General features: G+C 42.3%; 20 protein-coding genes. 13 read left to right on the forward strand and 7 right to left on the reverse strand.

Features of this window, described 5'->3' with window-relative positions; genetic code table 11:
- The first annotated feature begins 100 nt into the window (after positions 1-100).
- Together PAENI_RS15480 and PAENI_RS15485 are read left to right on the forward strand one after the other, a co-directional pair.
- On the forward strand, positions 101-1525 hold the full coding sequence (locus tag PAENI_RS15480; protein WP_149645906.1) for a 6-phospho-beta-glucosidase: 1425 nt from the start codon (positions 101-103) through the stop codon (positions 1523-1525).
- Between the two features lie 72 nt (positions 1526-1597).
- Complete coding sequence (locus tag PAENI_RS15485; protein ID WP_223178958.1) at positions 1598-3553, forward strand: beta-glucoside-specific PTS transporter subunit IIABC; 1956 nt, start codon at positions 1598-1600, stop codon at positions 3551-3553.
- A 432-nt stretch (positions 3554-3985) separates the two neighbouring features.
- Here the strand turns inward: PAENI_RS15485 and PAENI_RS15490 are convergent, their stop codons facing one another.
- The gene (locus tag PAENI_RS15490; RefSeq protein ID WP_149645948.1) at positions 3986-4129 is read right to left on the reverse strand and encodes a cyclic nucleotide-binding domain-containing protein; all 144 of its coding nucleotides are present in this window, start codon (positions 4127-4129) and stop codon (positions 3986-3988) included.
- Between the two features lie 211 nt (positions 4130-4340).
- Between PAENI_RS15490 and PAENI_RS33055 the strand changes: the two genes are divergently transcribed.
- From PAENI_RS33055 to PAENI_RS15505, 3 genes are all read left to right on the forward strand, one after another.
- A complete protein-coding gene (locus PAENI_RS33055; protein ID WP_223178959.1) occupies positions 4341-4547 on the forward strand; it encodes an HNH endonuclease signature motif containing protein in 207 nt (68 codons plus the stop codon).
- Positions 4548-4556: 9 nt separating this feature from the next.
- On the forward strand, positions 4557-5030 hold the full coding sequence (locus tag PAENI_RS15500; protein WP_149645908.1) for an SMI1/KNR4 family protein: 474 nt from the start codon (positions 4557-4559) through the stop codon (positions 5028-5030).
- Positions 5031-5442: 412 nt separating this feature from the next.
- Positions 5443-5781, forward strand: coding sequence for a hypothetical protein (locus PAENI_RS15505; protein ID WP_149645909.1), 339 nt, complete (start codon positions 5443-5445; stop codon positions 5779-5781).
- A gap of 16 nt (positions 5782-5797) precedes the next feature.
- Here PAENI_RS15505 and PAENI_RS15510 read toward each other — a convergent pair whose 3' ends face one another.
- On the reverse strand, positions 5798-6487 hold the full coding sequence (locus PAENI_RS15510; protein WP_149645910.1) for a Crp/Fnr family transcriptional regulator: 690 nt from the start codon (positions 6485-6487) through the stop codon (positions 5798-5800).
- Between the two features lie 80 nt (positions 6488-6567).
- Here PAENI_RS15510 and PAENI_RS15515 point away from each other — a divergent pair, with 80 nt between their 5' ends.
- Complete coding sequence (locus tag PAENI_RS15515) at positions 6568-7326, forward strand: HAD-IIB family hydrolase (RefSeq protein ID WP_149645950.1); 759 nt, start codon at positions 6568-6570, stop codon at positions 7324-7326.
- A 117-nt stretch (positions 7327-7443) separates the two neighbouring features.
- Here PAENI_RS15515 and PAENI_RS15520 read toward each other — a convergent pair whose 3' ends face one another.
- The 4 genes from PAENI_RS15520 to PAENI_RS15535 all read right to left on the reverse strand — a co-directional run bounded on the left by PAENI_RS15520 (position 7444) and on the right by PAENI_RS15535 (position 11231).
- Complete coding sequence (locus PAENI_RS15520; protein WP_149645951.1) at positions 7444-8643, reverse strand: MFS transporter; 1200 nt, start codon at positions 8641-8643, stop codon at positions 7444-7446.
- A 66-nt stretch (positions 8644-8709) separates the two neighbouring features.
- The gene (locus PAENI_RS15525; protein WP_042186427.1) at positions 8710-9327 is read right to left on the reverse strand and encodes a sugar O-acetyltransferase; all 618 of its coding nucleotides are present in this window, start codon (positions 9325-9327) and stop codon (positions 8710-8712) included.
- A 74-nt stretch (positions 9328-9401) separates the two neighbouring features.
- Entirely contained in the window at positions 9402-10358 is a 957-nt protein-coding gene (locus PAENI_RS15530) for an ROK family protein (RefSeq protein ID WP_262495622.1), read from the reverse strand.
- Positions 10359-10721: 363 nt separating this feature from the next.
- Positions 10722-11231, reverse strand: a complete 510-nt coding sequence (locus tag PAENI_RS15535) for a GNAT family N-acetyltransferase (RefSeq protein ID WP_149645911.1) — start codon at positions 11229-11231, stop codon at positions 10722-10724.
- A gap of 124 nt (positions 11232-11355) precedes the next feature.
- On the opposite strand from PAENI_RS15535, the gene PAENI_RS15540 reads away from it, so the two are divergent.
- The 5 genes from PAENI_RS15540 (at position 11356) to PAENI_RS15560 (ending at position 18237) form a co-directional block, all read left to right on the forward strand.
- Complete coding sequence (locus PAENI_RS15540; RefSeq protein ID WP_149645912.1) at positions 11356-12213, forward strand: LysR family transcriptional regulator; 858 nt, start codon at positions 11356-11358, stop codon at positions 12211-12213.
- A gap of 110 nt (positions 12214-12323) precedes the next feature.
- Positions 12324-15410, forward strand: coding sequence for a sensor histidine kinase (locus tag PAENI_RS15545; RefSeq protein WP_149645953.1), 3087 nt, complete (start codon positions 12324-12326; stop codon positions 15408-15410).
- Positions 15407-16519: a response regulator gene (locus tag PAENI_RS15550; RefSeq protein ID WP_149645913.1), complete on the forward strand. Its 1113-nt coding sequence runs from the start codon at positions 15407-15409 to the stop codon at positions 16517-16519. Before PAENI_RS15545 ends, PAENI_RS15550 begins: the two co-directional genes overlap by 4 nt.
- 228 nt (positions 16520-16747) lie before the next feature.
- Entirely contained in the window at positions 16748-17239 is a 492-nt protein-coding gene (locus PAENI_RS15555) for an RNA polymerase sigma factor (protein WP_149645914.1), read from the forward strand.
- Positions 17236-18237, forward strand: a complete 1002-nt coding sequence (locus PAENI_RS15560; protein WP_149645915.1) for an anti-sigma factor — start codon at positions 17236-17238, stop codon at positions 18235-18237. Before PAENI_RS15555 ends, PAENI_RS15560 begins: the two co-directional genes overlap by 4 nt.
- A gap of 260 nt (positions 18238-18497) precedes the next feature.
- Here the strand turns inward: PAENI_RS15560 and PAENI_RS15565 are convergent, their stop codons facing one another.
- On the reverse strand, positions 18498-18842 hold the full coding sequence (locus PAENI_RS15565; protein WP_262495623.1) for a winged helix-turn-helix transcriptional regulator: 345 nt from the start codon (positions 18840-18842) through the stop codon (positions 18498-18500).
- Positions 18843-19016: 174 nt separating this feature from the next.
- Here PAENI_RS15565 and PAENI_RS15570 point away from each other — a divergent pair, with 174 nt between their 5' ends.
- Entirely contained in the window at positions 19017-19949 is a 933-nt protein-coding gene (locus PAENI_RS15570) for an aldo/keto reductase family protein (protein ID WP_149645917.1), read from the forward strand.
- A 30-nt stretch (positions 19950-19979) separates the two neighbouring features.
- Complete coding sequence (locus PAENI_RS15575; RefSeq protein ID WP_076283337.1) at positions 19980-20828, forward strand: NAD-dependent epimerase/dehydratase family protein; 849 nt, start codon at positions 19980-19982, stop codon at positions 20826-20828.
- The last annotated feature ends 13 nt before the right edge of the window (positions 20829-20841 follow it).

Below are 20841 nucleotides of genomic sequence, written 5' to 3' on the forward strand. Positions count from 1 at the left end.
CTTCTGACAAGCCTTATTATAGGCATAGGCAACTAAAGAAAACAGGTTGGTGCTTATAAATGAGAGCATTTACAAACTGTTAGCAACTTGGAGGTTTATTATGAAATTATCCCGAGATTTCCTGTGGGGCGGCGCTATTTCGGCTATCCAGACCGAGGGTGCGCATTTGGAGGATGGCAAAGGTCTATCCAATTTCGATGTTCTGCCCATGAATGACCGTCGTTTGAAAGACGTAATGATGGACGAAGATAATATTTTTACAGAAGAGGGCCAACATTATCCGAGCCATACGGGGATTCATTTCCGAGAACATTACAAAGAGGATATCGCAATGCTGGCGGAAATGGGCATCAATGCATTCCGATTCTCCATCTCTTGGCCGCGACTATTCCCGAATGGGGATGAAGCTACTGCGCTGGAGTCAGGCCTCGCATTTTATGAGAGCATATTGGACGAGCTAGAGAAACACAACATTGAGCCAGTGATTACCATCAGTCACTTTGACTTGCCGATGCATTTAGTTGAGCATTATGGGGGCTGGGCAAACCGCCAAGTGGTTGGTTTTTACGTCAATTATGCCAAGACACTGCTCAGCCGATTTGGACACAGAGTGAAATATTGGATTCCATTCAATGAGATGAATATGGTCCTTCATATCCCTTTTATAGGAGGGGGCTTAACCTTTACAGCGGCTGATAACAAGCTGGAGAAAAAATATCAGGCTGCGCATCATCAGCTCCTGGCTAACGCTCTGACAGTGGAAGCAGGCAAGCAAATGGTTCCGGGCATCCAGTTCGGTTGTATGCTAGCGGCTGGCAAGACGTATCCATATACGTGTAAGCCGGAGGATGTATTCGCTTCTCTGGAAAGTGACAAACATACACTATTCTTCTCCGATGTGCAGGTATACGGCAAATATCCAAATTATATCGCATCGTATTTTACTAAGCACAAGATCAACATTCACACGAAACCGGAGGATTTTGAAATCCTGAAGAACAATACAGTAGACTTTGTCTCTTTCAGCTATTACTCAAGCGCTTGTACGGCAGCATCCACGGAAGGACTGGAGACTCGTCGTACGAATGGTTTTGAGACGGTAAAAAATCCATATCTACCACCTAGTGGAAGTGTCTGGCAAATAGATCCGATTGGACTTCGCATAACAATGAATCAATTGTATGATCGTTACCGGATTCCTTTGTTTATCGTGGAGAATGGCCTTGGAATCGCTGATGAACCGGATGAGGATTTTCATGTTCAAGATGATTACCGGATTGAATACCTGTCCGATCATTTACGCAATATGAAGGATGCTGTGGAGCAGGACGGAGTAGAGCTAATTGGCTATATGTCATGGGGTTGCATCGACTTGGTCAGTGTAAGTGAGGGCAAAATGTCCAAACGTTACGGATATATTTATGTGGACGCTGATGACTACGGCAAAGGTACTTTTAAACGGTATAAAAAAGCCAGTTACCACTGGTATAAAAAGGTGATTGAATCAGGCGGCGAGTGCCTCTAAAGAGGTGTCTGTAAACGGAAGCGGCGTCCTCAGGAAGAGGACTTGCGGCTCCGTTATTTTCAAAGCGTTCGAATGAAAACGGTTAAAGGGGAAGAGCATATGAAAAAAGACTACAAACAAATTGCTGAACAAATCATACATCTGGTCGGTGGGAAGGGAAATATTATTGATCTGGAACATTGCATGACTCGCTTGCGGTTCCGTTTAAAAGACAATGATAAAGCCGACAAGGAACAGTTGAACCGGATGGAAGCGGTAGCGGGAGTGAACGTAACGTCCGATCAATATCAGGTTATTATCGGTAATGAAGTAAATGCTGTTTATAAAGAAATTATTGATCTTAATGTGCAGAGTGCTGATGACAGCGGTTCCGGCAAGCCTTCGGGGGACGGAAAAACCAAGGGAGTTTTTGGCCGGATCATTGATACGATTACCGGTTGTATGACACCAATGATTCCGGCTTTAACGGCTGCAGGGATGATCAAGGTCATTCTGTCACTGTTAACCACCTTCGATCTGATGTCTCCAGAAGCAGATACCTATCGAATCTTGGATATTATCGGAGATGCTGCATTCTATTTCATGCCGATTCTGTTAGCGGTTAGTGCTTCCCGGAAATTCAGAGTGAATACTTCAGTTGCAGTTATCGTCGCTGGTGTTCTACTCCATCCTAACTTCTCTTCCTGGGTGGCTTCCAAGGATCCGATATCCTTCCTAGGAATGACGGTTCCATCTGTCATTTATGCAGCCTCAGTCATTCCTGTCCTGCTGACAGTATGGATGATGTCCTATATTGAGAAATATATAGACCGAATCGTTCCTAATATGCTGAAAATTCTGTTGAATCCAACGCTGCTGCTGCTGATCAGCGCACCTTTGGTCCTAATTGTTGTCGGACCGCTGGGGAATTATGCCGGACAAGGACTGGCTTATGTGATTGAATTGATGCAAGGTACGCTCGGTTTTGTCATGGTGGCTCTTCTCGCCGCAGCATTCCCGTTCATTGTTATGACCGGGATGCACCATGCGCTCACACCGATTTTTATCTCTGCCTTCGCAGCCACGGGGCAGGAAGCCCTAATTCTGGTGGCTCAGGTCTGTGCGAACCTTGCTCAGGGTGGAGCTACACTGGCGGTAGCCATTCGCTCTAAGAGCAAATCAATGAAGCAGCTAGCCTCGGCATCATGGATTTCTTCCATGATGGGCATCACAGAACCAGCCTTGTATGGTGTAACCTTGAAGTTGAAGAAACCGATGATTGCCGCCGCCATCTCAGCGGGCATCGCGGGCTGCTTCGCTGGGATTGTACATGTTACCTTGTATGTACCTCAGAACAACCTTATGGCTCTGCTTGCTTTTTCCGGTGAGAGGGGAACTTCAAACATTATATATGGTGTGATTATGATGGCTGTTTCCTTTGTTGCAGCATTTCTGCTGTGCTTAATGCTCGGGTTCAAAGATGTTGAGGACGATAAGCTGGTATCAGCTTCAGCTTCGGAGTCCGGCGAAATGCCCGTGCAGGATTTGGTCAACAATGAAGTAACCTTCAGTGCTGTAGAAACAGACAAGGTTAATGCTACATTGTTGTTCAGTCCAATGACTGGCAGCGTATTGCCGCTCTCTGCCGTGCCAGATGAGGCGTTCGCAAGTGGGGCAATGGGCAAAGGACTGGCGCTTGAGCCTTCATTAGGTCAGGTAGCTTCACCTATTGGCGGTACAGTTGCTACCCTGGCAAAATCGAAGCATGCTATCGCCATAGTTGGCCATGATGGTACAGAAGTACTAATTCATGTGGGTATAGATACGGTTAAATTGAAAGGTAAATACTTCAATACTCTGGTTCAGCCGGGTGACACGGTGAAGGCAGGCGACATCTTGATGGAAGTTGATCTGGAAAGCATCCGCCGTGAAGGCTTCAGCATTATTACACCGATCATCATTACGAATACGACTGAAACAACAGAAGTCATTAATCAGGCGGGGACTTCTGCGAAGATAAACGAAAAGTTGGCCTTGGTTACACGTTAATATTAGAAAGTGAAAGGGCTGATCCTGTTTTTAAGGATCGGCTCTTTGCTTTGTTACTGGAAGAGGTGCCACTGCTAAAGTTAATCACTCCGTATAATTGTAAAAAGTACAACTATATGAGGGGACGGCTACTATTTTCGGTTAATAAGTGTAATTCGTACAACTAAAAGTCCCGATCACACTCAATTTTGTTCATTTTCTATTAAATAAGTGTACAATGTGCAACTAAATGGGCGTTGACGTCAGAAATAGAGATTTTAGATGTATAAAGTGCAACTGAGGGCTACCTACACTGTTACGACTAATCTAACTTTGCATAACCTGCCACGAAGAGAAGACCGATATCTGTTATGATGACATCGATCCTTTTATCCTCGATTAAGTGGTTATCATAGCTGATTCCACTTGTGATTGGACCACAACCTCCTGTACCTATTCAATGTCCCCGAATAATGACAAGGGTGAGCAGAACCGTAATAACAAGGGTTTTCCTGTTCCCACACTAGAAGAAACCTTAATACGCCCCTCCACTTGAAAATAAATTCCGTCCAGCTCATCCCCCTCATGCAAAATGATTTCATTCTGCTTGGATTAAAGAATACATCAGGCAGCCTCTTATGAGGTTGTCTGTTTGCATTTGCTTAAACATATATGAGATTTGATACCGGGAAATAGTTCGAGTTATCAGGGATTTCCTAGTTTTTTCACGGGTTAATTCCTTCCAGAAGTATGAATTCTCTCCAGTTTGGTAGAAATGGTCTGATACATAGGGTCTATTGTTTTACTGTTGCCGAAAGACTATTGGAAGAAGTCTGATCCACAACAGTTCCAATGGCTTGATTCTCAACTTCCAGGTGGAAAACGCCCACCTGGCACAACATGGCATCATTCTGAAATTGACGGTAGAATGGAATTAGTACCTTTTGGTATGCATAATTCCATAAATCATCAGGGTGGGAGAGCTCCAGGTGGTTGGGCGCATGCTAAAAGATAAGAATAGGAAGTGAGATTGGATGTTAATACGATTGTCCTTCCATTGCCAACCGATGAATTAATAGATGTAGTTGAGCGAAGCTTGAGAGTTTCATTTCCTGGGACTTATAGGAGTTTTATTAAGGATAATAATGGAGCTGTGCCAATCACAAATATGTTTAGTTTTAATCAACATGAATATATAATTGAAAAGTTTCTTTGTATATTGAATGATAGTGAGTCTGACCCTATTAATGGATGGTATGATGTTGAAGTTATTATTACACAAATAGGTGATAGATTAACGGATAATGAAGATTTAGTGGGGATGAATGTAGTTCCTATTGCAGCACTTTTTTCAGGGGATTTTATTTGTTTGGATTTTAGAGAAATAGAAGAACCTACTGTAGTTATTTGGTTTCACGAAGAGTCAGAGGAATTTTCACCAGTAACACAAAATGTCGCCACAAATATATCAGAATTTTTTGAAATGCTAAAAGAGTAATACTATTTTAGTTCATGTTAGCACGTGATTGATGATTAGCCCTATTCAGTGCCGAATGAATCTATCATTCAACCTTAAATACGTATAACCCATGTAATGTCGCAGCAAGAATCTCTTGATTTCCTTTGTACGTACGAAAATGCTTGAAAAGCGTAACCTAATTTACGCTAAAGCGTTACATAAACAGGTCGGTTATGGTCAGATACCACCATGACTGACCTGTTTTTTTATATTCATTTTCCGGTGTTGTAGCTTGCGGTGCCAATCCAATATCCCTCCCAATTAAAGATTTCAAAAGGAGTAAAGCACCCCCAAAAGGACTTTACTCCTTTTTAACATCTAGTCTAAGCTATGTTATTATTACCTTATATTTTCCTATAAATAACAAAATATAAAGTTGGGAGGTTTATGAATGAGAAGTAAGCGTAACTTGATAATGCTGTTATTGTTTGCTTTGACGATTATACTTTCAGCCTGTAATGATAAAAAAGCTGCGATATTGTCCATTGATGAAGTACGGGATCTAGCTCAGCAAGGCGAGGGGTTGTCGTGGAAGGATTTTGAAGGTTATCCCTTTGAAGACGTCGGTTCAGGTTTGTACATCCGCAAATATGAAATCAATGATGACTACCATGTATTAGTTGGTGGCGGAAGTGTTGATGCAGCTCCTCTGTATATAAATCTTGTCAAAAGAAACGGAGAAAAGATCGATATCCGTTATGATGACATCGATCATTTTATCCTCAATTAAATGATGGGCTTTTAGGTTATTCAAATCTTATTCCGTTAGACATTTCGTCCAAGCGTTCCCAATCGAGCACGACAATTTCTTGCTTAACTTTATATAAAATTTCCTTGTCGGTGAGCCGCTGAATGACACGGTTTAAGTGGCGGGGAGTAGTCCCAATTAACGAAGCTATATCTGGGATATAGGGTGTCTGAATTTCTTTTCCAAACTCCCGTTGGAGCTGTATCGTTAATAAATAACTTGCAAGTCGTTCCTCGACAGCGCCTAGTAAGTTCGTTCGTGATGCGGATGTGCAGGTTAGAAGCTTGTAAGAAAGATGTTTCAGCAATAAGTTTTTAAAGCTATGGTTATCCATTAGGTCAGACTCAATCTTTTGTTTCGGGATAAATAAGAGAGAGGTTTGTTGTACCGCTTCCACTTGTGATTGGACCACAACCTCCTGCACGTATTCAATGTCCCCGAATAATGACAAGGGTGAGCAGAACCGTAATAACAAGGATTTTCCCGTTCCCACACTAGAAGAGACCTTAGTACGCCCCTCCACTTGAAAATAAATTCCGTCCAGCTCATCCCCCTCATGCAAAATGATTTCATTCTGCTCATAGACACGTAACTGAATTAAAGCATGTTTTGATATCGTGAATACTTGATTTAGATTAAATTGGGTAATGTAATGTGCTATAAGATTTGGATCCTGAATAGTTTTCATTGCGTACTCCTTTTTGGACATCGGTCCTTTCTATTATATACGAACTCGTTATTATAGAGAAAAAGGGGAGGATACAGATGATGAAATTTATTTTTGATTTAGATGGAACCATATGTTTTAGCGGCAAACCTTTGAGTGAACGAATCGTACAAGCCTTGGATACTCTAATTGAAAAAGGTCATGAGGTTATTTTTGCGTCAGCCCGGCCTATTCGTGATTTGTTGCCTGTGTTGCCTGCTCATATGCATCATTTTTCTATGGTTGGCGGGAATGGTGCATTTATTGCAAAAGGTGGAGAGGTTATTTCGACGATACATTTTGACGCGCAAACTTCGGACATCCTCTTGAAATTAATAGAAGAGTTTAATGCAGCTTATTTGATTGACAGTCACTGGGATTATTCATATTCGGGTTCTGATGATCATCCCATTCGAAGAAATGTAGATCCAGAACAACGCGCCAAAAATGTAAGTCCATCTGAGCTGGATGAGCTTGTGAAAGTAGTTATTTTGAGCAGTCTGAACGGGGAACAGCTTATACATAAGCTGCAAAATCTGCCTATTGTGATCTACCAGCATGGACAAGAAGATATTATTGATATAAGTCCACAAGGTGTGAACAAATGGACAGGACTACAACAATTAGGCGTAGAAATGCAGCAATTTATCGCTTTTGGTAACGATGCTAACGACATAGAAATGTTTAGACATTCCGCTCATTCGGTTTGTGTTGGAGAACACACAGAGCTTGGTGAATTGGCAACGGAAAAGGTGAGCAACGAAGAGGAACAAATTGTTAGAAAAATACTGGAGCTGATGAGTGGGCTGCGGGTCGCTTAGTCCATCAACTGATGATCTTAGCTCGCCGTACGGTGCAGCACATACAGGGAAACTATAGTTCGAATCCAAAAAACCTGCCGATTAAATCGACAGGTTTTTTAAGTAATATAGATGAGGTTAGATAAGTTCTTGGCGGCGATGTAAATAACGATATAGAATACAACCTGATATTGCGCATATCGCTGCACATAATCCGATAAAACCATAACCGGCTTGAAGTCCGCGTAATAAGCCTGTTTGCGTCTCTGCACCGTAAAGCCGCTTCACGCCTTCGATCACAGCACCTATAGCATAGTTACCAATCACGCTACCTACTCCCATTAACGTGACTGTAAATGTGATGGCGGTGTCGCTACCATGTGGATATCTTTTGGCGATAAAAGCCATAACCGTAGGATAAATCATCGCAATCCCGATTCCTGCAGCGGCAAATAGAAATGCGAGCTTTTCTCCACCCAAAATTGCGGCAAACGTACACAGGGCAGAGAAGGCTGAAAAGATGATAAGCGATAGGTTAAATCCAATCTTATCAGTAACGGGTCCGAGCAGGAGTCTTGCTAACGAGAAGCAGAGAAAGAAGGTAGACAGCATCCCAGATGCAGTAACCGTATCCCACAGGTATGCTTTTTCAAGGAAATTTACGAGCCATCCGCCTACAGCAAGCTCCGACACTACTCCGAAGGAAAGGATAAGAACCATTAGCCATAAAGCAGGGTCACGGACAAGCGTTTTTAAGGGAATACGGTCTTCATGTGGAAGATCGTCACCTGGAAAAGTACTCCGTAAGGCAAATAGTATAGGCAGTAAAGATAAGCTAAGCATTATTAGATACATTCCGCGCCAATCCAGAGTATGACCGAATATACTTACCGTCATCAGCCCTGTTGCCAGTAGGGGAGCTAACGTGGAACTAAACCCGTAAAAGAAATGGGATAAGTTCATCATAGTCCCGGTATTTTTAACGAAGATACGTGCTCCCAGGATGGCAAGTCCAATCTCAAGCATTCCGTTTCCAATATACATTAGGAAGTATGAAGCCGAGAAGAGGGGATAGCTATGTGAGATGTAAATTAGAACGCCAGAGAATATCATGGATGCGAAAGCAATAATACTGACAGCCTTGATCCCCCACTTACGAACCAATACAGCTGTGAAGGAACAAGCGATCAAATAACCTAGTGCGTTTAGGGATAGAAGGGTACCCAGCTGCTTTTCGTCCAGACTGAAGTCAAACTGAATTCTTGGAATGGCTGGCCCTTTAATATTTTCCGATATCCCAAACACAATAAACCCCAAAAAGATCGTTGCCAATTGCATGGCATAAACCTTATTAAATCCGCCAAAACGCTTTTTCAACGTGAGAACCTCCAGAATCGGGTATCTTTATTGCTCGATGTCTCTGTAGTACTCTTCTTTAAGCTTCTCCCAGTGTTGTTTATCGTCCTCTGTAATTTCTCTTAGCACTCTGCAAGGATTCCCCACTGCGATTACATTGTCAGGTATATCTTTAGTCACGACAGAGCCTGCGCCGATGATTACATTGTTGCCGATATTTACCCCGGGATTGATAACGGCATTTCCGCCAACCCAGACATTGTTTCCAATGGTAATCGGTGTACCGAATTCGAGCAGACTAATACGAACGTCCGCATCTATAGGGTGGCCAGCGGTATATACGCTTACTCTAGGTCCAAAGAGAACATTCTCACCTATCGTTACTTTTGCTACGTCCAGGATAATGCAGTCGAAATTGGCGTAAAAGTTATTTCCGACAGTAATATTACTGCCATAATCGCAGCGGAAAGGTGGCTCAATATGCAACGATTCACCCGTAGACTCGAATAATTGCTTAAGTAATTCTACTCTATATTCGCCTTGTTCTTCCGTCGTATTGTTAAATAAACGAGTGAGCATTCTGGATCTTTTACTATCTCTAGCTAATTCTTCTCCACCAGCCATGTAAAGCTTTCCTGCAATCATATTCTCTTTGTTTGTTGCCATTCGAAATTCCTCCTGAAGTTCTTGTTGGTTTTAGATCCAATCGACAATGCAAATGTTAGGGTCATAAAAAATACTTACCGGCGCTTCTCAACCAGCTGCAACGAATAGGTCAAGCTTTCCAGCGTGATCGCAATTAATCCGTTCATGTAATAATTATCAGGGTGATCCAGCACAATTAGATGAGGCATATGCTCTTCTGGAATGAATGCCAGACAACTTTGATAGATATGTGGCACATCCTCTTGTCTAACTTGTTCACCTGTGAGCGCAATCGTCTCAGGGTTAATAACTGCCGTCAATGAAGCGATGGTATGAGCTGCCAATGGGATAAACGTTTCTGTCTGCCCCAAACGAATGAATTGCTCGTCACGCGAGATTCCAAACGGTAAAAATGAGACTTCGCCCGCGAATCTAGTATTGCCTTTGTGGATATGCCCGTCGATCATCATCCCTGCACCTGGAAAGGCACCTTTGATAAAGGTCAACACGACGATGGTCTTATCCTCTTCGTAATCCTGCTGTTTATAGAATCCGTAAACGGATAGATTCATGTCATTTTCAACTGTGACTTCAACCTCGTATTTCTCTCTGAGGAGTGACTCTAAGGGAGTATGAATTAAAGTGTTGATATCACAAATATTGATGACGCCTCGGTGAACCAGTCCAGGGATTCCAATGCCCACGGCTTTGATGTTGTTATAGGCTTGAATTAGTGTGCCTACTAAATGATCAATGGTTGTAGCTTCAATACTCTCAGCCTTGATATATCCATCATCTACACGTTCGCCAACGGAATTCGTTACTGCATAGGTTAAGGATTGTTGGTCATCTTCAATTTTGGCATAGATGCATGCGATGTAGGTGAAATCGGCATTATAGATGAATCTTCGGGCCGGCCGACCTCCATTCGAAGCCTCCAGCTCCGTCTCAATGACTTCACCTGTCTCCATAAGCTCATTTAGAATATTTCCGCAAGTGGCAATACTTAACCCGGTGGCGGTAGCAATCGTTGATTTGGTTCCTTCTTTCATCGATTTCAAGGCTTGCTTGATGAGCTCCTGATTTATCTTTTTAACACGAATAGAATTGTTTGCGATTTGGTTTATTTTATTCACCTCTAGACTTTTGAAAATGGTTATTAAAAGTATTATCAATACTATAACTTGATGTTTTATAAATGTCTATATTAGTTGAACTTAAGATTTTTCAATTAAGGTAATTGTGTGACTGCGGTGAATGCTTGGACTTCCGGCCGCTGTTGTCCCCAGATTTCTTGATTATATACCGTGTTTCACGGTTGAAATCCGGAGACAAAGGCGGGCGCTATCGCTCCTACAGTTCCAAGCTTCCCCTCCGCCACTCTTCCTTTTAGAATGTTTTTAAGTTCAAAATGTCTAGCCAATGACCTTATAATAAAAAATCGTCGCATGTAATTCACCATTTGCTGATATTGCATAGCTCGGTATACGTCCAGCTTGTATGTAATCCATTGAAGTATAAAGGAGATTGGAAGGGTCGCCTTCTCTTGTATCAAGCACTAATAACGATCGTTCTTCCTGTTTAGCTCTTTCTTCAGCCTTTTCCATAAGAGAACGAGCAATACCATTACGACGATAATTAGGGTGTGTCATTAGCTTTGCGATTTCGGCTCGATGCGTTCCGTTTGCTTTTGTACATAAATGTAGTTGTACACTTCCCACGATAATATCATTCATTGTTGCGACAAAAAGAATCACATCGGGCGCCAAAACATTGTGCCAATATGATGTAGAGTCTGACGGATCTAAGGGTGGTAAAAAACCAATGGAGGCTCCATCCTCCACCACCTGTATTAGAAGCTTTGAAAGCTCATTAATAGATTCCTTAATCGTAAATAATTGTTCGATTCTGACCTTGCTAACCATATAAATTCCTCCAGCACTTATAAGTTTAAAAATATAGCGAAATCATAACTGAATACATATAATTTGTATAACGAATTTTATAGATCGTAATCATTAATATTTTGAATCATAGAGGGTGTTATCCATGGACTTATCTCAATTAGAAGCTTTTTTGGCGGTATGTAGAATTCGAAATTTCACCAAGGCCTCAGAACATCTACATATCTCCCAGTCCGCCGTTACCGCAAGAATAAAAGCTTTAGAAAACTCCGTGGGCAAGGTGCTCCTTACACGTGATAACCGGAATGTTAGCTTAACGCAGGCAGGGATATCTTTTGTTCCATATGCCGAGCGGATGCTTCGTTTGTTTGAAGAGAGTAAGGTGACTCTATCCGAAGAACTGGAGAACTATATCATTTTGAGTGGACCTGGGTCTGTATGGCATTATTATTACCTGCAGCACATTCTTTCATTTAGACGTGATCATCCCAAGGTAGCTATCAAATTCCTAAGTTATATTGATTCTAGCTATATGATACGTGATCTTTTACTGGATGGAATAGTCCATGTTGCTATTAAATATGACCCGCCGGAACATCCTAAGGTGACCAGACATCTCCTGTTTGAAGATGAGATTATTCTGGTCTCCACACAATTAAGAGAAACGCCTGTAAGCAGGGAGGATTTTTTTCAGCGGCAGTATTGTCATTTAGAGTGGGGAGGTCCGTTTCCGGAATGGTTTACTAGTATCGTTGGAGCCGGCTATGTGCCTATACTTCAGACTGATCACTCGATGATTATGCTGGACATGCTGCTACTAGGGGCGGGCTTTGGATTTTTACCACGATCTATAGCACAACCTTATCTCGATCAACAGAAGCTATTTCAACTTCAATGTGAGTTAGACACGCCGATTATAAAAGCTTACGCTCTTTATTTAACTGAGAATGCAGAAGATATTCGTGTACGGCTTGGGCTGGAGATGCTTGGGGTGGATAGGTAAACAGCGTCTGGAAGTAACTTACAGGCGGGAATTTGAGAGATTTTTGTGAGAGCAGCGGGGTAGAATGGTAGAATTACTCGCTGGTGAGAGGAGCCTGAAGGTTGAGGACGATGAAATATCGTGGAATAGTTGGGATGGGGTTGTTTTTTATCCTTGCCTTTTCCCTATTAGTAAGTATTATTTCCCCAACGATTCAGGACCAAGATACCCCGGTGGCCAAGCAGGGCGTACTGGATTTGTCGAGATGGGACTTTGAGAAACAGGGATTAGTTGATCTAGACGGAGAATGGGAGTTTTATGAAAATAAATTACTGAGTCCATCTGAGATTCAGCAAAGTATAGATAAGAAATCTACATATCTATCTGTCCCAGGCACATGGAAAGGCAAGATCATAGAAGATGGAATGGACCGTAAAGGGGCTGGCACCTATCGACTTAAAGTGTTGGTCAAAGATTCGGATGAGATTCTTGGTTTGAAAATAAGAAGTATCCGTATGTCTCAAAAGTTATTTATCAATGGGAAGCAGGAAGGAGAGGACGGGGTTCCTTCAACAGAAAGTGAGTCATTTAAGCCAGGGAATACTCCGTATACGGTATTTTTTCAGTCTAATACCCAAGAGATAGAAATTGTAATTCAAGTGTCTAACTTCAACTTTATTACTGGGGGAATCGTAAATTCAATCCCACTGGGCGTGCACACGGATATTACAAAACTGAACAGTATTCAGACGGGTACTGACATTGGAATTATATTGATCCTGGGGATGTTTGGAGCATATCATCTCAGCTTCTATTTCGTTGGGCGTAGAGAAAAGGCCTATTTGCTCAGCGGTTTATATTTGCTTATTCTTTCTTTGAACAATTCTCTATATGGAGAGAAGATATTTCAACAGTTATTACCCCATTTCCCTTTTGAATCAACTTACAAGCTATTGGAAATAAGCCAGTTTGTCGGTTCGATTATCATTATTATGTTTTACTGCTCGGTCGAGTCCCGGTTGATGTCAAGTAAGAGGATGAAGATTGTGTTGTCTCCATTTGTCCTATATCTTGTATCGGTTTTGGTGCTCCCGTATGGTGTACACATTCGTATGAAGTATCTATTTGTAACCTATCTTGGAATCGTTATGGTGGTAATCATAGTCAGAATGATCTATTTATATGTTCGCAGCCAGAGCCAGACGACGGATCGAAAAGAACTATTTTTGTTCATTGGCGGTGCGATTTCGCTCCTGATATTTTTCTTTGATGTAAGTCTTTACTCTGAAAATGTTCTGCAGACCGATTTGGTGGGTAAATGCGGAGTCATTGGTTTTATTGTTTTCTTCAATATTATGTTAGCTGTACGATTCTCAAATACTTATGATAAGACGGAAATGCTGTCCCGTCAGTTGCTAATCTCGAACCAGCTTAAAGATGAATTTCTGATGAACACTTCTCATGAGATCAAAACTCCGCTGCATGGCATTATGAATATGACATCCTTTTTATTAGAAGATGGCGAAGATAATCTGTATCCATTACAGAAACAGAATCTTTGGTTAATTAAGGACACTTCTACAAAGCTGTCAATGCTCATTCAGGATTTGATTGATGTTAGTCTTTTGAAGCATGGAGAATTACGACTACAGCAGACAGTGGTTGATCTAAGGGTGGCTTCACAAATTGTATTTGATGTGTTGCAGTTTGAGCTCGCAGGGAAATCTGTGCGATTAGATAATCAGGTGGAACCCGATGTGTGGGTGCTTGCGGATGATAGTCGATTAAGACAAGTCATGTACAATTTAGTTCACAATGCGATCAAGCATACGGATAAAGGATTTATTACCATAAAGGCTTATGTAGAGGGAAATACAGTATCTGTTACGGTGGAAGATTCAGGAACTGGGATCTCCCCTGATATGCATACCGCCATATTTGAATATTTTGAACAAGTCGATAAACCACTTCCGCAAGATGGTTACACAGGAATGGGTGTGGGTCTGTATATTAGCAGAAAGCTAATTAAGCGGATGGGCGGTGAGATTCGGGTGGATTGGTCTGAGGTTGGTCAAGGCACTCGAATGATCTTCACCTTGCCCAAAATCGAGCGGATCCCAGGCTACCGCGAAGTAGCAGCTACAGGGGTGGGGCAGCACGCGCATTTTGAGCAGACCTCGCTTGATATAGTGGATCAGAGTGGATATACGATCTTAATTGTGGATGATGAGGCCTCTAACATTCATATTCTGCTGAATATTTTAAGACGGCATCATTACAATGTAATTACGGCGTTTTCAGCGAATGAAGCAATGGACAAAATGGAGCAATACCCTAATATGGACCTAGTTATATTAGATGTCATGATGCCGGGGATTTCAGGAATTGAGTTGTGCCGAACGTTGCGGGTGCGTTACTCCATTCTGGATTTACCTATTTTGTTTGCTACAGTAAAAGACGCGCCAACAGATATTGCGCTTGGCTTCAGGGCTGGGGCGAATGATTATATAACTAAGCCATTTGATGGAGAAACGCTGATTGCGAGAATTCAAACGCTGATTGCAATGAAGACATCGATACAAGAAGCGATACGAAATGAGTATGCCTTTCATCAAGCGCAAATCAAACCTCATTTTCTGTATAACGCACTGAGCAGTGTGATCTCTTTCTGTTATACAGATGGAGAGAAAGCCGCCTATTTGTTATCCATGTTAAGTCAATACATCCGTTATATTCTCGATATGGAAAGTTCCACTTTAGTTGTTCCTTTGCACCGGGAGTTAGAGCTGATTCAAGCCTACGTGGAGATCGAAAAAGCGCGTTTTGGAGAACGGTTTGATTTTATTTTTTATATGGAAGAGGGTCTGCGTTCTGTTGAAATCCCTTCCTTATGTATTCAGCCATTTGTTGAAAATGCGATCAGACATGGATTGTTTGAAAAAGAGGGTCAGGGCAGAGTTTCGCTCACGGTTCAAGCAGGTAGTAACTATATGAAAGTTATCATCGAAGATGATGGTGTGGGTATGCCAGATGACTTGCTATATCAATTAACTGGAGACGAGCAGCTGGATGGCAGTATTGGAATCCATAACATTCGAAAGCGTCTAGGCGCTATACCCGGAGCTACCCTAACCATTCATTCCGACCTTGGGTTTGGGACCAAAGTAACAATGTATTTACCAGCAAGCCTTGGGGGCATGGAGGGAGAAACACGATGATTCGTGTAGTGATTGTTGAAGATGAGAAGCCAATTTTGAATTTGATGAAGGTACTGATCGGTCGTAATCCAGATTATACCATTAGCGGGGCCTTCTCAAATCCATTAGAGGCACTGGAATGCATACCTGATTTACAACCGGATGTCGTGTTTATAGATGTTGAAATGCCTAAGATGAATGGTATTGAGCTGGCAAGCAGAATTCAGAAGCTGATGCATCAACCGGAAATTGTATTTACAACGGCCTACAAGAATTATGCACTGGAAGCATTCGAGGTTAGTGCACTAGATTATATACTTAAGCCAATAACACCCGAAGCGATCAACAGGGTCACTGAACGACTTATTAAACGAATGAGACCTGCGGTGATCCTAGAGCCAAAGAAAACGAGGCCTATGATCCGCTGTTTTGGTGGATTTGAAGTTTGTGATTCAGAAGGCAAGCCCATTCATTTTCGAACGCGCAGAGCAGAGGAATTATTCGCGTATTTTCTATGCAATGCAGGTCGTTATATCAGTAAATGGAGAATAATTGATTTGTTATGGCCAGATATGCAGGATGAGAGAGGGGCATCCAACCTGTATAATACGATTTACCTCTTGAAAAAAATGCTAAAAGAAAAGGGCTTCGGCATGGAAATCCGTAAAATGAATGATGGCTATATGCTGGAGACCGGAAATGAAAGTTATGATGCTCTTGATTATCAAAGGTTTCATTTAGAAATGGCTGAAGGGAAACAAAACACTACTCAAATGGAGCGGCTTTGTTTCTTATATCAGGGGCCCCTGCTGGATGGGAAACCTTATCTATGGAAGATTTCGCTGGAGGAAGCTTATTGCAAGTATTTTACAACCTGGACTCGATTGCTAGTGGACAGAGATTGTGCTATTCAGGATTGGCATAAAGCGGAGCAACGATTAGAAAAGTTCTTGGGTTTATATCCTCTTCATGAAGAGATGAACCAGCAAATGATTGATATATATGCTAGGCTCGGAAATAAGGATAAGATCGCACGGCTCTATGAGAAATTCGAGATTGCTTATCGTTCGGAGCTGGGCATGGTTCCTTCATCAGATTTTAAAGAACGTGTATCTGCATATCTGGCCTAAAATTTGATACGGACTTGGTATTTCAAAAGGCGTATGTTACTAGTATCAATGAATCATCTATAAGTGAATAAATAATATTTTTTTAAAGCACCCCCTTACGCTATACGGTATCTATATACTGTTAGCGGTAAGGGGATTTTTTTGTGTAACTTTTCTTTTATAAGTTTTTTCTACTATCAGCTAACATTTCGAGAACTTAACCGTTATACATACGAAGGGAGGTGCAGGATGAAGCCCGGGCAGCTACATCAGATACTTCAACCGAAAATGCAAGAAATCCAAAAATACTTGATTCGTCTCGGGGCACCTGCAGCCGATGCTGAAGATATTGTACAGGATACGGTGTATAAGGCGCTTTTGTATATCGATTCCATTGATGAGAACAAATTCAGTGCATGGCTATATAAAGTGGCGATTAATCGTTATTATGATCTGTGCCGCCGCAACAAGCGGATAGTCATTCCTATTGATTATGTGGATGTGCCTGATATGGAACTGCCGGAGGATCATGTGCTGTTAAAAGAGAAACGAGAGGACATCGAACGTATACTAGATGAGCTTCTTCCTCTCCACAAACAGCTCATTATTATGAAGTACGAGCTGGAGCTGTCCTATCAGGAGATAGCTGAGCTCCTTGGGATCACAACGGATACGGTCAAATCGGCATTGTTTCGTGCCCGCAAGCAATTTCAAAAAAAATACAGAGGTGAAGCGGAATGACGGCTCCATGGGAACAAAAGGATGATCAAAACCTTTCAAAAATAATTAAGAAAGCAAAACGAAAAACAATGATCCGTAATACGGTCATTTCTCTGATCGTGACCATTATTGTATTGCTTAGCGGCATGCTCGGTATCACTCAACTGACAAGCTGGTTAGCGATGCGTGGTCTGGATGAGGAGAGGATTATGATGGAAATTAGCAGTCCTAATCTTCATGAGCTGAGAACTGAGCTGGATTTAGGCTTTTTATCGGGCAAAGTTGAATTGAGTACGTACAAGGTTGTTGAGGGTGTACCTGTCGTGTGGGATACTAAAAAGCTGGAATTCAGTATGAGCAGCCGCTTTTCTCTGCTTAATAGGGGTTACTCTAGTATAAATGTTCCTGATCCAGTAATGACCAGCCAAAATTATGAATATTACCGAGGATATAACAGTCAAAATGGACAGCGGGAAATGATGTTCTATGTACCTGGGGTGAATTATAACGGAAAGGTGTTGAATGACCTGCCTGCACTTGAACAAATGGAACCTGGTAAGCTGGTAGAAATGGCAGTTTCATTTGATAAAAGCTATACACAAGCAGAAGTAGAGAAGATGCTGCCAACAGAGCTGACACAGAAGTGGTATTGGGTAGATACGTATGACAATAAAAAGAAGCTTGAGTTTATTACGAATGACAGCAGCCCGAATAAATATGCATTACCGGAATCAGCGAGACAAGTATACGGTTACGGTGTCAATTGGGAAGGGTTATTTAAACCGAAACCAGAGGATTTTTTACAATCACTAGCATATGGGCTTCAGAAAGAGGGCAAGTATTACGGAGAATTTGAGCGAATCTCGAACTATTTGAAAAAGGATAAAGCGGCACCGGATGCCAGTGACGTACAGCTATTGGGAGTTGTTGTTACAGGCACTGCTAAGGAGCTGCAAAGCCTTAGAGGAAAACCGTATGTAAATACGGCAGTACTCGGCGCGGTTGTGGATAAATATTAAGCTTATAGAAAAAATACTGAAGAGGTTGTCCCATAAGTGTTCAACAGAGCAGCGATTCTCCTGTTATTGGAGGATCGCTGCTCTGCGTTGCCCAAGCATTCTGAGTCCATCATAATTAGGGGATTTCTCCCTATAATTTAGATGATTTGGTGGGAAATAAAGAAATTACCCTGATTTTCAGGGAGTTTTTCCCTAATTACTCTCTAGCGCACAACGCATGGGTTAAAGTAAAAATCAGTTCGCAATCTACCCTACCAAACCTACGTCCATTTGGCCGACCATAGTTTCATTTCCTTCAAAATTTGATGCAAATCCTCACCTTTTGGAGTTAAAGAATATTCCACTGTCACCGGTACGGTAGGAAAAACATGGCGTTCTAGTACACCGTGTTCCTCTAAATGGCGCAGAGTACTAGTCAAAGCACGAGGGCTGACATTAGTGATTTTTCGTTGAAGCGCTCCAAAGCGTTGGGTACCGTCGAATAACTCTCTTAGTACGAGAAAAGCCCATTTTCCGCCCAATACCTCAAGTGTTTTTTCTACATTACATTCAATAGTAAGTGGGGTTTTAGGGATATAATTATTGCTAGATTTAGCTGTTTTCAAGGAATCTCCTCCTGTTTTGGTGCCACTATACTCTTGTATAGTAACTACTCTAGAGATCATATAGTAAACTAAATTTCACTTCTTCCTATTATATACAAACTATTCTAGAATGAATATGTGCGTTAGGCAACCTGCCGAAATCATAACACGGAACTATGGAAAGGAGCAGTTATTATGAAATATCGTAGATTAGGTGGAACAGGCCTAAAAGTTAGCGAGATTAGTCTGGGAAGCTGGCTGACATACGGAGGATATGTAGAAAGAGATAATGCTGTTAAAGCCATTGAAACCGCTTACGACCTAGGCGTAAATTTTTTTGATACGGCAAATGTTTACGAAAAGGGTGCTGCTGAGAAAGTGCTAGGCGAGACCTTGCGGAACTATCCGAGAGAATCCTATGTGCTGGCCACTAAAGTATTTGGCGAAATGGGGACGGGGCCTAATGATCGTGGTCTATCCCGCAAGCATATTACAGAACAATGTCACGCAAGCTTGCAGCGTCTCGGCGTAGAATACGTGGATATTATGTATTGTCATCGTTTCGATACGGAAACTCCAATTGAAGAGACCTTACGTGCGCTGGATGATCTGGTTCGTCAAGGCAAGGTATATTATGTCGGTGTAAGTGAGTGGACTGCGGCGCAAATGACAGATGCGCTAGCTGTAGCAGACCGCTATTTACTGGATCATATTGTGGTTAACCAACCGATTTATAATATGTTCGAACGTTATATTGAGAAAGAAATTATTCCGCTAGGCGAGCGACGTGGCATTGGACAGGTTGTTTTTTCTCCACTGGCTCAAGGGCTGTTAACTGGTAAGTATAACGCGGACATCCCTGAAGATAGCCGTGCGGCTAAGCTGGATCGGTTGAAAAAGGCGATTACAGAAGAGAAGATTGAAAAGGTTCGCCAACTAAGCGGGGTAGCTGCGGAGCTGAATATTTCTGTGGGAAATCTGGCTTTGGCTTGGATTCTGCGTCAGCCTAATGTAGCAAGTGCGCTAGTGGGTGCCAGTCGTCCGCAGCAGGTCGAAGAGAATGTTAAGGCTTCGGGAATAGAACTTTCCGAGGATATTTTGAAGAAAATTGAAGAGATTCTTAACTAGAGATAGATTCATAAAAAAGGAGATATGATCATGGCGAAAGTAGTTGTTACTGGCGGAAGCGGGATGCTCGGCAGATGGGTGGTCCGGCATTTTGTTGAGCAAGGGTATGAGGTTGTGAATGTGGATACGCAAAAATCTCCAGATTCCTTGTGCCAAACGATCATTGCTGATTTGAATAATTTAGGTGAAGTGTACGGCGTACTTGCAGGCGCTGATGCAGTTGTGCATCTGGCTGCGATCCCAGCCGCAAATATAAAGACGAGTGAAGTCACCTTTCAAAATAATGTAGTATCCACCTATAACATTCTGGAGGCTGCTGCTGGACTAGGCATTCGCAAAGCAGTTATTGCTTCCAGTGAATCCTCTTATGGCATCTGTTTTGCGGTTAACCCGTTGGGACCCCAGTATGTACCGATGGATGAAGATCATCCACAACTTCCTGAAGACAGCTACGGTCTATCTAAAGTTGTGAATGAAAAGACAGCAGAGATGTTCCAGCGCAGAACGGGTATACAAGTCGTTTCCCTAAGAATCGGAAATGTCATTGACCCATCGACGTATGAACGTTTCCCTTCCTTCATTCATGATCCCGCGCAGCGTGATCGGATTCTGTGGAGCTATATTGATACACGGGATGTAGCGACAGCTTGCCAATTGGCGATTGAAACGGACGGATTGGGCGCAGTTGCTCTTAATATATGCGCAGATGAGACCAGTATGGCTGTTCCTAGCAGAGAGTTAATGGCCGCACGTTATCCAGAGGTGACGGATTTCCGCCAGCCGCTGGAAGGCCATGAGTCGTTACTCAGCAATGCGAAGGCGAAGAAGCTGCTGAATTGGCAGCCAAAGCACTTATGGCGAGATTACGTTAACGAATAAATGACGAGCCAGG

It is taken from the genome of Paenibacillus sp. B2(2019) (assembly GCF_008370385.1).
Lineage (GTDB): Bacteria > Bacillota > Bacilli > Paenibacillales > Paenibacillaceae > Paenibacillus_AQ.

Excerpts from the sequence above, each read along its gene's own strand:
- PAENI_RS15480 (WP_149645906.1), top strand. The coding sequence starts at position 101 with ATGAAATTATCCCGAGATTTCCTGTGGGGCGGCGCTATTTCGGCTATC.
- PAENI_RS15485 (WP_223178958.1), top strand. The coding sequence starts at position 1,598 with ATGAAAACGGTTAAAGGGGAAGAGCATATGAAAAAAGACTACAAACAA.
- PAENI_RS15505 (WP_149645909.1), top strand. The coding sequence starts at position 5,443 with ATGAGAAGTAAGCGTAACTTGATAATGCTGTTATTGTTTGCTTTGACG.
- PAENI_RS15510 (WP_149645910.1), bottom strand. The coding sequence starts at position 6,487 with ATGAAAACTATTCAGGATCCAAATCTTATAGCACATTACATTACCCAA.
- PAENI_RS15515 (WP_149645950.1), top strand. The coding sequence starts at position 6,568 with ATGAAATTTATTTTTGATTTAGATGGAACCATATGTTTTAGCGGCAAA.
- PAENI_RS15520 (WP_149645951.1), bottom strand. The coding sequence starts at position 8,643 with ATGCAATTGGCAACGATCTTTTTGGGGTTTATTGTGTTTGGGATATCG.
- PAENI_RS15525 (WP_042186427.1), bottom strand. The coding sequence starts at position 9,327 with ATGGCAACAAACAAAGAGAATATGATTGCAGGAAAGCTTTACATGGCT.
- PAENI_RS15530 (WP_262495622.1), bottom strand. The coding sequence starts at position 10,358 with ATGAAAGAAGGAACCAAATCAACGATTGCTACCGCCACCGGGTTAAGT.
- PAENI_RS15535 (WP_149645911.1), bottom strand. The coding sequence starts at position 11,231 with ATGGTTAGCAAGGTCAGAATCGAACAATTATTTACGATTAAGGAATCT.
- PAENI_RS15540 (WP_149645912.1), top strand. The coding sequence starts at position 11,356 with ATGGACTTATCTCAATTAGAAGCTTTTTTGGCGGTATGTAGAATTCGA.
- PAENI_RS15545 (WP_149645953.1), top strand. The coding sequence starts at position 12,324 with ATGAAATATCGTGGAATAGTTGGGATGGGGTTGTTTTTTATCCTTGCC.
- PAENI_RS15550 (WP_149645913.1), top strand. The coding sequence starts at position 15,407 with ATGATTCGTGTAGTGATTGTTGAAGATGAGAAGCCAATTTTGAATTTG.
- PAENI_RS15555 (WP_149645914.1), top strand. The coding sequence starts at position 16,748 with ATGAAGCCCGGGCAGCTACATCAGATACTTCAACCGAAAATGCAAGAA.
- PAENI_RS15560 (WP_149645915.1), top strand. The coding sequence starts at position 17,236 with ATGACGGCTCCATGGGAACAAAAGGATGATCAAAACCTTTCAAAAATA.
- PAENI_RS15570 (WP_149645917.1), top strand. The coding sequence starts at position 19,017 with ATGAAATATCGTAGATTAGGTGGAACAGGCCTAAAAGTTAGCGAGATT.
- PAENI_RS15575 (WP_076283337.1), top strand. The coding sequence starts at position 19,980 with ATGGCGAAAGTAGTTGTTACTGGCGGAAGCGGGATGCTCGGCAGATGG.